A 13,588-nucleotide genomic window follows, 5' to 3' on the forward strand; every position below is an offset into this window, starting at 1 on the left:
AAGGTGCTTTATTGGTTATTTTTTTAATGACAGCCCCCGCGTTTTGATCACTTCTGCATACCATCCGAAGCTTTTCTTACGCGTTCTTGTGAGGCTTCCTTCGCCATTATCATCACGATCCACATAAATAAAGCCGTAGCGCTTAGACATTTGTGAATGAGATGCACTGACTAAATCAATTGGCCCCCAACTGGTGTACCCCATAATATCCACACCATCGGCAATCGCTTCATTTACCTGTACCAGGTGATCGTTTAAATAGGCAATTCGATAATCGTCCTGTATCGAACCATCCGCTTCAACGCTGTCTTTTGCGCCTAATCCGTTCTCGACAATAAATAACGGTTTTTGATAACGATCCCAAAGCGTATTTAACAGAACCCGTAATCCAACCGAATCAATTTGCCACCCCCACTCTGAACTTTTCAGATGCGGATTGGGGATCATATTCAGTATGTTGCCCTGCGCATTTTTATTAATGCTTTCGTCGTGGGAAACACAACCAGTCATGTAATAACTAAAAGAGATGAAATCGACGGTATGTTTTAAATCTTCTGCGTCACTTTCAGTCATCTCAATGGTGATATTGTGGTCGCGGAAGAAACGCTGCATATAGCCGGGATACTGGCCACGCGCCTGAACATCACCAAAGAACATCCAGCGCCGGTTCTCTTCCATGGCCTGCAACATATCCTGTGGCTGGCAGGTGAGGGGGTAAACCAGCCCACCGAGAAGCATATTGCCGATTTTCGCTTCGGGGAGCAGGCTATGACAGGCTTTAACTGCCCGCGCACTGGCAACCAGTTGATGGTGGATAGCCTGATAAACTTCCGCCTCGCCACTCTCTTCTGCCAGCCCCACGCCCGTGAATGGCTCGTGTAACGACATGTTGATTTCATTAAACGTCAGCCATAACGCCACTTTATGTTGGTAGCGAGTAAAGACCGTGCGGGCGTAATGCTCGAAGTGATCGATGACCGCTCGATTAGCCCAACCGCCGTAGTTTTTCACCAGCCCATATGGCATTTCGTAATGGGATAACGTTACCAGCGGCTTGATCCCCGCCTGCGCCATTTCATCAAACAGCCGATCGTAAAACGCTAACCCCGCTTCATTCGGTTCGACTTCGTCGCCCTGAGGGAAAATTCGCGCCCAGGCAATGGAAATACGCAGACAGGTGAAGCCCATCTCGGCAAATAACGCGATATCTTCCGGGTAACGGTGATAAAAATCGATGGCGACATCTTTGATATTCTCTTTCCCCAGGATGCGCGGTTCCATTTTTCCCATTACGCCATGAGGCTGTAAATCTGAGGTCGAGATCCCTTTGCCATCTTCCTGCCAGGCACCTTCCACCTGATTGGCAGCTGTTGCGCCACCCCAAAGAAATGTTTCTGGAAATGCTTTCATAATTAACTCCTTTTATCGTTAGCGAATGATGGATAACAGCGGTTCACCTGCGCTTATCTGCGCCGTGCCGTGGGGTAATACGTCCGTAAAATCATCGCTATTACTGATTAATACCGGCGTCGTCAGATCAAATCCGGCCTCGCGAATAGCAGGGATATCAAAAGAAATCAGCCGATCGCCTGTATTGACCTTGTCACCCACGTTGACGTGAGCGGAAAAGAATTTGCCGTCCAGTTTTACGGTGTCGATACCGACATGAATCAGGAGCTCCACACCATCATCTGACTCAATGCCAATGGCGTGTAATGTGGCGAACAACGAAGCAATTCGACCCGCAACCGGAGAACGCACTTCACCAACCGAGGGCAGAATGGCGATACCTTTACCCAACAGGCCACTGGCAAACGTGGTATCAGCGACGTGAATGAGCGGCACAATCTCTCCCGTCATCGGTGAACAGATACCGCCCTGCTCAGGTGGTGTAATAACCTCTGGTGTTTTCTCTTGCGGGGCACCCTGCGCTGGCTGACGTTTAGCGGTGATGAAATGAAGCATCACCGTACCGACAAATGCGCAACCGATGGCAATGACACCGCCAATAACGCTGGCCCAGACGGTGAAATCAATTCCCGTTGACGGGATGGTTTGCATGAAGGTGAAAATACTTGGCAAACCAAAGGAGTAGACTTTCGTTTGCGCGTAGCCAATGATGGTGGCCCCCAAAGCCCCACTGATACAGGCGATAACAAAGGGGTACTTACGCGGCAGATTAACGCCATATACCGCTGGTTCGGTGATACCAAACAGGCCCGTCAACGCCGCTGATCCCGCCACCACTTTTTTCTGCGCATCGCGTTCGCAGAGGAAGACGCCGAGCGCCGCCCCGACCTGCGCCATAATGGCGGGCATTAACAGCGGGATCATGGTGTCGTAGCCCAGCACGGTGAAGTTATTGATACATAGCGGCACCAGGCCCCAGTGCAGTCCGAACATGACGAAGATTTGCCAGAAGCCGCCCATTACCGCGCCTGCAAATGCAGGAACCGCCTGATAAAGCCAGAGATAACCGGCGGCAATCAGTTCGCTTATCCAGGTTGATAGCGGCCCCACCAGCAGAAAGGTGACGGGTGTGATAACCATCAGACATAGCAATGGTGTGAAGAAATTTTTGATTGCCGACGGTAACCACGCATTAAGTCGGCGTTCCAGAATGCTGCACAACCAGGCAGAAAAAATAATGGGAATAACCGATGACGAGTAATTCAACAATGTGACCGGAATACCCAGGAAATCCAGCCCCAGCTCATCCGCTTTTTGCCCGTTCTCGAAAGCAGTCAGAATTAATGGATGCACTAACGCTCCACCAATCACCATGGCAGTAAATGGATTACCGCCGAAGCGTTTCCCCGCGGTGTATCCCAGGATTATCGGGAAGAACCAAAACAAGGCATCACTGGCGCTGAATAAAATTAAATAAGTACCACTTTGTTCGGTCGTCCACTGAAAAGTGAGCGCCAGAGCCAGCATACCTTTCAGGATCCCGGTTGCCGCCATCAAACCGATCAGAGGCGTAAAAATACCTGAAATAACATAAACAAAGCGGTTTAGCAGATTACCTTTCTCATCATTTTCCGGTGCCTGTTGCGCTTTTTCGCCAAGGCCTGCCACGCTGTTGACCGCCAGGAAGACATCGGCCACATGGTTACCTATGACCACCTGAAACTGACCACCGCTTTCCACCACCATAATAATACCGGGGGTCTTTTTCAGTACCTCAGCTTGCGCTTTGCTTTCATCCTTTAACTTAAAACGTAATCGCGTTGCGCAATGCATCAGACTCACAATGTTATCTGCGCCCCCGACTCCTGCGACTATTTTTCTGGCTAACTCCGTCATAACTTGCCCTCTACCGCTTTGCGGCAAAACTCCAAAAAAAAACCTGAAAAAAACGGCCTGACGTGAATCAAGCAATTTTTTTCAGGTTTTGCCCGCTTAGTGCGGTAACAATCCTTTACTCAGTAATAATATTTCAGTGTTCTTTGCGCACGCGCTCTATATTTATGGCTAAAAACATAATCTCTGCGGGTGAAATTTTACGTTGATACTGCAAACCAATAAAAATGGCGATCCGTTCCGCACATTGCCATGCTTGCGGGTAATTTTGTTTTACTGCTTGTTGTAATGATTCATCACTATCGTTAATTGAAGCATGTTCAAGAATACGCCAGGATAAAAACTTCAGATGTGTAACCAGTCGCTGATAACTCAAGCTTTCTTCCTGGTAATTAAGGCTGAACTGAAATTTTATTAATTGCAGCATTTCGCGCATTAACTGCGTGACACCTGCAACATCCTCCATATTTCCGCTCATTTGGGCACTGACCAGATGCATGGCAATAAAGCCCACTTCATCTTTCGGTAACTGCACGCCCAACCGTTTATCAATAATGGTTAACGCTTCTTCCCCTAGCTGGAACTCTTTCGGGTAAAGCCGCTGGATATCCCACAGCAACGGGTTGGGCAGCAACACGTTTTGCTGAAAGCGTTTAATCGCAAACTGGCAATGGTCAGTTAGCGAGATATAAATACTGTCCTGTAATTTTCCCAAGCGCTCCTGCGCTAAAGAGATAATACGATCACAGGTTGCCATCACCTCAAGAGGAATATGACTTAAGAGTTCGCTTAATCGCCCGTTCAGTTCATGACTGCTCAAGGCATACTCTTTTTCTATTCCACTTGAGTTAATTCTTTCGCCAGCGCGTTTTTGAAAGCCAATTCCTCGCCCCATGACGACTTTTTCCCGCTGTTGATCATCAATAACCACCACAACATTATTGTTGAGAATTTTGGTGATTTGCATGTTCATAGCAAGGACCTTTTTTATAAACAAAAAAACCCGACTTCACCAGTATTCTCTGGTTATGTCAGGTTTTGCCTGCGAATGCAGTAACAATCCAGTCATTTATTAATGGTTTTTATAACGAACATCCAGGTTCGGAAATTAATTTAATTGCGTGCAGAGAAAATAGCAATGCGCTATTGATAAAAATATGACCATGCTCGCAGTTATTAACTTTGTGTAATTTTAGGAATTTATAAAGTTATATATAACAAATCCCAATAATTAAGTTATTGGGATTTGTCTGGTGAATTATTTGTCGCTATCTTTTCCCGCCAGCAGTTTATCCAGCTCATCACCGCCTACATGACGGAAATCCTGCCCCTTCACGTAGTAGAAGATAAACTCACAAATATTCTGGCAGCGGTCGCCAATACGTTCGATAGAACGCGCGCAGAACAGCGCAGTAAGTACGCTCGGAATGGTACGCGAATCTTCCATCATGTAGGTCATCAGTTGACGAACAATACCTTCGTATTCCTGATCGACTTTTTTATCTTCACGATAAATACGTACCGCTTCGTCAATGTCCATCCGCGCGAACGCGTCCAGCACGTCGTGCAGCATCTGGATGGTATGACGGCCCAGCGACTCCAGACTTACCAGCAACGGCTGATGCTGCTGGGAGAATTTCTCCAGCGCAGTACGGCAGATTTTGTCCGCCACGTCGCCAATACGCTCCAGCTCGGCAATGGTTTTACTGATCACCATAACCAGTCGCAGGTCGCTCGCCGTCGGCTGACGTTTGGCGATAATGCGCACGCAGGCTTCATCGATCGCCACTTCCATCATGTTGACGTTCTTGTCGCCTTCGATCACGCGCTTCGCCAGATCGCTGTCCTGGTTATGCATCGCGGTGATTGCATCAGAAAGCTGCTGCTCCACCATGCCGCCCATGGTCATCACCTGCGTGCGGATACTTTCCAGTTCGGCGTTGAACTGGCCGGAAATATGTTTATTAAGATTGAGACTGTCCATAACGCACTCCTGAATCAACCGTAACGACCGGTGATGTAGTCTTCTGTTTGTTTCTTCGCTGGCTTGGTGAACAGATCGTCCGTGTTGCTGAACTCAATCAATTCGCCCAGGTACATAAACGCCGTGTGGTCGGAACAACGCGCAGCCTGCTGCATGTTGTGGGTGACGATCACCACGGTGTAATCCTGCTTCAGTTCGGTGATCAGCTCTTCAATACGCCCGGTAGAGATAGGGTCGAGCGCCGAACACGGTTCGTCGAGCAGCAGCACTTCCGGGCGAATGGCGATACCACGCGCAATACACAGACGCTGTTGCTGACCACCAGAGAGAGAGTAACCGCTCTGGTGCAATTTATCTTTGGTTTCGTTCCACAATGCGGCTTTGGTCAATGCCCACTGCACGCGCTCGTCCATGTCGGCACGGGAGAGCTTCTCAAACAGACGAACGCCAAAAGCGATGTTGTCGTAGATGGACATCGGAAACGGCGTCGGTTTCTGGAACACCATGCCCACTTTCGCACGCAGCAGGGCGATATCCTGAGAGTTGGTCAGGATGTTGTCGCCATCAAGCAGAATTTCACCTTCCGCACGCTGCTCCGGGTACAGTTCAAACATTTTGTTGAAGGTACGCAGCAGCGTCGATTTACCGCAGCCGGACGGCCCGATAAACGCCGTTACCTGGTTTTTAGCGATATCCAGGTTGATGTTTTTCAGGGCATGGAATTTGCCGTAGTAGAAGTTCAAATTACGAACCTGAATTTTACTCGGGGCAGTTTCAACCATACTCATTGCAATCTTTTCCTCATCGTACCTGATGCTTTTCGCTAATCAGGCTTACCGTAGGCCGGGTAAGGCGTTCACGCCGCATCCGGCAAAGTGTTAACCGTGTTTATTCTTCGCAAAAACAACGCGCGCCAGAATGTTCAGCAGCAGGACGCACAGGGTAATGATCAATACCCCGGCCCAGGCCAGTTGTTGCCATTCCGCAAACGGGCTCATCGCAAACTTAAAGATCGTCACCGGCAGGTTGGCGATCGGCTGCATCATGTCCGTGCTCCAGAACTGGTTGGAGAGCGCGGTAAACAGCAGCGGCGCGGTTTCACCGGCAATACGGGCAATCGCCAGCAGGATACCGGTCATAATCCCGGACACCGACGCTTTCAGCGTAATCGCGGAGATCATCTTCCACTTCGGTGTACCCAGCGCATAAGCCGCTTCACGCAGGCTGTCCGGCACCAGTTTCAGCATGTTCTCGGTGGTGCGGATAACGATCGGCACCTGCAACAGCGCCAGCGCAATTACGCCCGCCCAGCCGGAGAAGTGCTCCATCTGTGCCACCACGATGGTGTAGACAAACAGACCAACCACAATCGACGGCGCGGAGAGCAGAATGTCGTTAATGAAGCGAATCACTTCTGCCAGCCAGGATTTACGACCATATTCCGCCAGATAAATCCCCGCCATAATGCCCAGCGGCGTACCGAATACCGTGGCCCACAAAATTAACAGCCCGCTACCCGCCAGGGCGTTAGCCAGACCACCACCTTCCGTATTGGGCGGCGGCGTCATTTCAGTGAACAGCGCCAGCGACATACCGTCGATACCGCGAGTGATGGTGGACATTAAAATCCAGATCAGCCAGAACAGGCCGAAGGCCATCGTCGCCATCGAGAGCGTCAGCGCAATACGGTTTTTGAGGCGGCGACGCGCCTGCATTTTGCGGCGAGATTCAGCCAGCGCCGCAGTGGTTTGCATTTCAACCATAGCCATTAGCGTGCCCCCTCATTCTTAGCCAGGCGCATAATCATAAACTTCGATGCGGCGAGGACGATGAAGGTAATCACAAACAGGATCAGGCCCAGTTCCATCAGTGCGGCAACGTGCAGACCGGATTCCGCTTCCGCAAATTCGTTCGCCAGCGCAGAGGTGATACTGTTGCCCGGCATATACAGCGAGGCGCTGTCGAGCTGGTAGGTGTTACCGATGATAAAGGTCACCGCCATGGTTTCACCGAGCGCGCGGCCCAGCCCCAGCATGATGCCGCCGATAACACCATTTTTGGTGAACGGAAGAACGATACGCCAGATAACTTCCCAGGTGGTGCAGCCAATACCGTAGGCCGACTCTTTCATCATCACCGGGGTTTGTTCGAACACATCACGCATTACCGCCGCAATGTACGGAATAATCATGATGGCGAGGATCACGCCTGCCGCGAGGATACCGATACCAAATGCGGGGCCAGAGAACAGCGCGCCAACAATCGGGATATTCGACATGATATTGCCGACCGGCTCCTGAAAGTAAACGGCGAACAGCGGCGCAAAGATAAACAGGCCCCACATGCCGTAAACGATACTTGGAATGGCTGCCAGCAGCTCAATGGCGATACCCAGCGGGCGTTTCAGCCAGCCAGGCGCAAGCTCAGTCAGGAACAGGGCGATACCGAAACTCACCGGGACGGCGATCAGCAGCGCGATAAACGAAGTCACCAACGTACCGTAGATCGGCACCAACGCCCCGTAGATATCGTTCGGTGCATCCCACTCTTTGGTCCATAGGAAAGCCAGACCAAATTTCTGAATGCTCGGCCAGGAGGAGATGATCAGAGAGACAATAATGCCACCCAACATCAATAGCACAATCAGCGCCGCCAGTTTTACCAGCACGCTGAAAATTATGTCGCCCTTTTTACCCGGTGGGTTAAAAGCAGGCTTGGTTGCAGCCATAAGTTACTCTTCAGTTAAACGCGTTTACAAAGTCATTTTGTAATGCCGGATGCGGCGTAAAACACCGTACCCGGCCTGGAGTTTTATTAGTACAGCGGCTTACCGCTACTGTCTTTAATATTGGTCTTCCACGCAGCGCGAACCTGTTCAACTACACTATCCGGCAGGCTGGCGTAATCCAGGTCGTTCGCCTGTTTAGCCCCGGTTTTGTACGCCCAGTCGAAGAATTTCAGCACTTCTGTGCCTTGTTCTGGTTTCTTCTGATCTTTGTGGATCAGAATGAACGTGGTAGAGGTAATAGGCCATGCATCTTCGCCTTTCTGGTTGGTCAGATCCTGAGCGAAGGTTTTGCTCCAGTCTGCACCTTTTGCTGCATTAGCGAAGTTTTCTTCGGTCGGACTAACCGGTTTACCATCAGCGGAGATCAGTTTGGTGTACGCCAGGTTGTTCTGCTTCGCGTAAGCATATTCAACATAACCAATTGCACCCGGCAGACGCTGAACGAACGCGGCGATACCGTCGTTACCTTTACCGCCCAGACCGATCGGCCATTTTACGGTAGAGCCAGTACCAACGTTGTTTTTCCACTCTTCGTTCACTTTCGCCAGGTAGCTGGTGAAGACGAAGGAAGTCCCGGAGCCATCTGCGCGGCGTACTACAGCAATGTTTTGTGAAGGCAGTTTCAGACCCGGATTCAGTTTGGCGATGGCTTCATCATCCCACTTCTTGATTTTGCCCAGGTAGATGTCGCCGAGGGTTTTACCATCCAGCACCAGTTCGCCAGACTTCAGCCCTGGAATGTTAACCGCCAGCACCACGCCGCCAATCACGGTCGGGAACTGGAACAGACCTTCCTGAGCCAGTTTTTCGTCAGACAGCGGCGCGTCAGAGGCACCAAAATCAACGGTATTAGCGATAATCTGTTTTACGCCACCGGAAGAACCGATACCCTGGTAGTTAACTTTATTACCGGTTTCTTTCTGGTAAGTGTCAGCCCATTTGGCATACACCGGCGCAGGGAAGGTTGCACCTGCACCTGTCAGGCTTGCTTCTGCAAACACAGAGAAAGCGCTCATCGATAAGGTCGCGGCGACAACAGTTGCGACGGTGGTACGCATAACTTTCATAATGTCTCCTGGGAGGATTCATAAAGCATTGTTTGTTGGCTACGAGAAGCAAAATAGGACAAACAGGTGACAGTTATATGTAAGGAATATGACATTTTTATGACAGAAAGGAATTACCAAATAACTTACTGATTTTAAATGTGAAGATGAAAATCCCACATGTCATCTTTTTGTCATGATGCATTTAAAAGTGATAAAGAAATGGGTGAGATGACAACGATGTGATGAACAATCGTTGTCAGACCTATTAGCGCACAATCTCAACAGTTATCGTCGCTGTTGCAGTAAATTGCCCCGGGGATGGGCGAGCTCCAGTAAGGCTCGCAGGAGCAGCTGAAAAAGTTACACTACCTGATTTTTCACCATACACTGTTGATTTACCCATGTCTGTTGGCAACTCACCACCGTTCACTTTGATTTCCTTATTATTTTTGTCGTAAATTTTTATCCCCACGTTAGAGTTTGAAGTTACGACCATTGAATTGTCCGTATTGGGTTCGGTAGCATAAAAAGACGTACTGATATCATCGGTATTCAGTATCCCCAGGTTTTCACACTCAATAGTGACCGTTTTAGTAATTTTATGTGTTGTTACCGCACTTCCAACAACAGATGAAAAATCTGCAGCTGGTATTTCTTTAAAATCAAAATAAACTGGCTGTAAATTATTTATTTCGCAACTTTGCGGAGCTGTAATATCGCCCCGAATATAAACATCAGCCATCGGCTGTGAGTAATCCACCGGGGTGTCACGGCTAATTGTTCCATACAATGTCACTATCTTTGTTTCAGGAATAATCAATTTTCCTGCAAATGTCTTCTTGATATAAAAATATACTATCGCTTTAGCCCCACTAGATATACTTAAAGGTTCAATGCGGTTGCAATTGTACTTTGTATTACCAGACGGGTTGTTAGCATGATATTCAAAAGGTGCATTCACATACCCAACCCCAAGAATATCTATAGCAATCCCAACATCAAGGTTCGGATTAAGATCATAATAATTAATATTAGAGTGAACCCCAGCATAAGTTAATGCCTGGTTTATTTTTGACGTATAATAGATATAGGGGAATTCTCCTACGTTACCAGTATCACAATGACAGCGTCCAGGATATGAGGATCCATTAGTTACAGTGGTGTTAAATGTCGTTCCAACCTTATTTTCGTTCGCGGTAATAAGATATCCCGAGAAATCAAGCGTACTGTGAAATACGCCATTATCAGGGGTACAGATACCTTTAGGAGCTGCAAGTGCTACACTACTTAACGAGAGCATAAACACAGCAAAGCACCACTGTTTGATATACTTGTTCATAAAAATCCTTTTAATGACATGTCACACCCAGTTCAATTAATCCGCTCTCACTTTCTGGTGTCGAAAGTGAATAATTGAAGATGCATTTTGTTGAGGCGTTTTCTCCCCAGGATAACGTAACCTGTCCTTTTTCTGGTAGACCAGAAAGATAAAGTTCGCCACGGTCACCGACAATTCCTGAATCTGCCAAACTTGCATCTTGTATCGCAGCAATGGCTCCAAAAGGTACCGGTTTACCATTTGCATTTAACACTCTGAAGAGAACGCGATAACCCACATGAGTCACAAACTCCGCTTTAACCACTGCACCACGCGTGGGAACCATCGTAACGACGGTATTATCAAGTTCTATATTCGACTTCGAGAAATAGTTATCGCTGATTGCTACCCGATTTTCATCATAAGGGTTTAGCTGTGTCTTGACCGTATAGCCGCGCCAGTCCGTCGCAGCACCGCGCATATTATCTATTTCTAACCCGGCGGCCCCAGGTGCTTTAACAAGAGCAATAGTTTCACCTAACTCCTGACTTAACGTTACCCCTTCGCTGTGTGCCAGAATTCCCCCTCTGATACCATAATTCAGCCTCTGGGAATTTTGGCTGTAGTTATAGCTGCCGTTCACCGTGCCATAAGAGCCATCATAGGTCAGGGACATATTACCGCCAACCTCATCATCATGACTGTTATAGGACTGCATTAAATTCCATGAAAGGTTATTTCTTTCCAGCGCCGTACCGCTGAGTCCGAGTTGATGTGAGCTACCGGAATTATCGTTTTGCGAAACAGAATAGGTGGCGTAACTATTACCCCACCAGCCCGATAAAGGAACAGATAAAGAGAGCATGTAGATCTGCTCACTGGTGTTATCACTGGCATGGTTGTTCCCCGTCCCCTGTCTGGCAGTATTGGAATAACTCCAGGAGACGTTCCACGAGAGACGCTTCCAGCTACTGCTGTAGCCAAATTGCATTAATCGTTCGACATCATCGGTATGCCAGTATTGTTGCCGGCTTAATGTCAGGTATAAATTGCCATAATCTCTCCCCAACGACTGCGTTAGCGTTCCCTCCACGCGACTACGTCGGTTACCTGTTTCCCAAAAGTCTTCAGGGCTGTTGCGCCGCGATGCCCACTCATTGAGGGTATAGTAGCCCTCGGTGGAGTAACGATAGCCAACCAGGCGCAAGCTAGTGTCTGTGTCGTCAAATCGTTTTGAATAGAGAAAGCGATATGACTGACCCGTTTCTGTATCATCATGGCTAAAATTCGCACGAGCATGTGTCACATCGAAAGAAATTGCGCCCAAAGCGCCAAGATCTTTACCGACACCCAGAGCTGCAGAACCATAATTTTCAGCAGCCTGCATACCTCCATATAAAGTGATCCCGTGGGAAAAACCATGAAGTATTTGCGCCTGAAGGACGTCCGGTGTAAATCCGTCTTCATCGCGCAATTCACCCACGCTGACATCAACATCTGTCTGACCTTCACGTTTAAGAATCGCCAATGAAGCATAAGGTTGGGTGAATCGTTGTTCGCTACCGTCTTCTTCTTTGATGGTTACGTCCAAATCGCCACCTGTACTGGCGGTGTTGAGATCGGTGATCTCAAAAGCACCTTGTGGAACGGCTGACTGATAAATCACGTAGCCATTCTGCCGAATGATGACGGTGGCGTTGGACTTTGCAATCCCACGAACCACAGGAGCAAAGCCATTCTGGCTGGCGGGTAGCATATCGTTATCAGTATACAAACGCGCGCCGCGAATTTGCGTACTGTCGAAAATATCGCTCGCCGTCCACGTATCACCAATCATAATCTGGCTTCTTAACGCGGCAATATCGCGCTGTATCCAGGTACTAATGGAGTTGTATTCCGCACGGCCATCGCTGGTGTTTAAAGTACTGTAATTACGTAGCCGCCACGGTCCAATATTCAGTCCATTGCGCAGATTGAGATAACTGGTATCTGTCTCTTGTGAACCATAATCTGAACGTAGTGTATGTGAACCAGAAAAATCGTAGTTGATGGTGAGCGCGTTAATCCCCTCATCCCAACGCGTGGGGCTGATGTAATCATAAGCCATCGCGTCCATGTAGATTTGGGGAATGGATATATTCAGCTGCAATTTATCACTGTCAAACTGCCAGGATGAGCCTTCAATACGTGGAGCAGGATCGAGGCAAACCGTCTCATCCACATCATTGAACGATTTGAGCGCATCAACTTTTATGCCAAAGGAGGACAGTGTTTTTTTAATGGCAATAAAGCAAGCGTGCAGATCAGCATCTGGATTATCCTGAACAAATGTCACATCCTGACGTTCAAACATTTTACCGTTGATAAAAATATCAACGCTATAAACACCTGGGGGCATCAGGTTTGCCCGATTAAACTGGCGAATATCGACTCCGGATTGATGGTCGATTTCCAGAAGCGCCGGATTGAATACACTGACCTCGGCCATCAGGTTTTGCGAGAAAATCAGACACGTCCCTGCCGTGAGGCCAACCACTATTCTGGTCGTCATCATAATACGCCTATCCTTATCCCTTGCTTACAGCGTCATTTTTATCGGGTCACTGACTGCGCCGTAATCATTAATAAATCGCCAGGTCATTTGGCCTCCCGCAGAATTAGCAGGTAAAGGTAACGTGAGCGTTTCAAAAGGACGGATCATATTGAGGGGCACATCATGGCCATCAACGATGACATCCATCACACTGATATGAATTGGGTTGGGATTCTCTGCTATCAGATTTCGCCCTTCCCGGCGCCATTTCACTTTCGGCGCAGCATCTTCGGGAATAAGGCGGATATTTGCTGGTCGCCAGAACAGCTTGATACGCGTTTTTACTGCTATTTCCAGCGAGTTCGTCGCTTTGTTGCTCGCTGATGGCGGAATATTTTTAATATTCAGCCAGAAGACTGACTCGCGATCATCAGGCAATGACACACCTTTGGTGTGAATAATGCGTAATATTTTTTCTTGCGAAGGTTCTAATCGTGATACTGGCGGAATAACGGTAAACGGCGCTTTGCTTTTATCCTCTTTATTAAATGGATCTACCCAAGCCTGGATGAGATAAGGTATTTTTTCTTCTTTGCTAAATACAGAAATAGAT

11 protein-coding genes are annotated in these 13,588 nt (G+C 48.3%); all 11 read right to left on the minus strand.

Going from position 1 to position 13,588, the window contains the following annotated elements; all coding sequences use genetic code 11:
• Window positions 1-15 precede the first annotated feature (15 nt).
• The gene (gene bglB / locus E0D98_RS05765; RefSeq protein ID WP_000643236.1) at window positions 16-1,410 is read right to left on the minus strand and encodes a 6-phospho-beta-glucosidase BglB; all 1,395 of its coding nucleotides are present in this window, start codon (window positions 1,408-1,410) and stop codon (window positions 16-18) included.
• Window positions 1,411-1,428: 18 nt separating this feature from the next.
• A complete protein-coding gene (bglF, locus tag E0D98_RS05770; protein ID WP_000137312.1) occupies window positions 1,429-3,306 on the minus strand; it encodes a PTS beta-glucoside transporter subunit IIABC in 1,878 nt (625 codons plus the stop codon).
• Between the two features lie 133 nt (window positions 3,307-3,439).
• The gene (gene bglG / locus E0D98_RS05775) at window positions 3,440-4,276 is read right to left on the minus strand and encodes a transcriptional antiterminator BglG (protein WP_001295251.1); all 837 of its coding nucleotides are present in this window, start codon (window positions 4,274-4,276) and stop codon (window positions 3,440-3,442) included.
• Window positions 4,277-4,561: 285 nt separating this feature from the next.
• Window positions 4,562-5,287, minus strand: coding sequence for a phosphate signaling complex protein PhoU (gene phoU, locus E0D98_RS05780; protein WP_000377786.1), 726 nt, complete (start codon window positions 5,285-5,287; stop codon window positions 4,562-4,564).
• A 14-nt stretch (window positions 5,288-5,301) separates the two neighbouring features.
• Window positions 5,302-6,075, minus strand: coding sequence for a phosphate ABC transporter ATP-binding protein PstB (gene pstB, locus E0D98_RS05785; RefSeq protein WP_000063125.1), 774 nt, complete (start codon window positions 6,073-6,075; stop codon window positions 5,302-5,304).
• Window positions 6,076-6,165: 90 nt separating this feature from the next.
• Complete coding sequence (gene pstA / locus E0D98_RS05790) at window positions 6,166-7,056, minus strand: phosphate ABC transporter permease PstA (RefSeq protein ID WP_001251991.1); 891 nt, start codon at window positions 7,054-7,056, stop codon at window positions 6,166-6,168.
• Window positions 7,056-8,015 (minus strand): phosphate ABC transporter permease PstC, encoded by a 960-nt coding sequence (pstC, locus tag E0D98_RS05795; protein WP_000741620.1) that lies wholly within the window; start codon window positions 8,013-8,015, stop codon window positions 7,056-7,058. The genes pstA and pstC overlap by 1 nt, the downstream gene beginning before the upstream one ends.
• 86 nt (window positions 8,016-8,101) lie before the next feature.
• Window positions 8,102-9,142, minus strand: coding sequence for a phosphate ABC transporter substrate-binding protein PstS (gene pstS / locus E0D98_RS05800; RefSeq protein WP_000867146.1), 1,041 nt, complete (start codon window positions 9,140-9,142; stop codon window positions 8,102-8,104).
• Window positions 9,143-9,389: 247 nt separating this feature from the next.
• Window positions 9,390-10,463 carry a long polar fimbrial minor subunit LpfD-O113 gene (gene lpfD-O113 / locus E0D98_RS05805; RefSeq protein WP_001046032.1) on the minus strand — a complete coding sequence of 358 codons (1,074 nt, stop codon included), beginning with the start codon at window positions 10,461-10,463 and terminating at the stop codon, window positions 9,390-9,392.
• Between the two features lie 10 nt (window positions 10,464-10,473).
• A complete protein-coding gene (lpfC-O113, locus tag E0D98_RS05810; RefSeq protein ID WP_000989214.1) occupies window positions 10,474-12,996 on the minus strand; it encodes a long polar fimbrial usher protein LpfC-O113 in 2,523 nt (840 codons plus the stop codon).
• A gap of 24 nt (window positions 12,997-13,020) precedes the next feature.
• Window positions 13,021-13,588: long polar fimbrial chaperone LpfB-O113 (lpfB-O113, locus tag E0D98_RS05815; RefSeq protein ID WP_100210129.1), on the minus strand; the 568-nt coding region annotated here is incomplete at its 5' end.

Origin of the sequence: Escherichia sp. KCJ4928 (assembly GCF_004352695.1) — a bacterium.
Lineage (GTDB): Bacteria > Pseudomonadota > Gammaproteobacteria > Enterobacterales > Enterobacteriaceae > ECMA0423.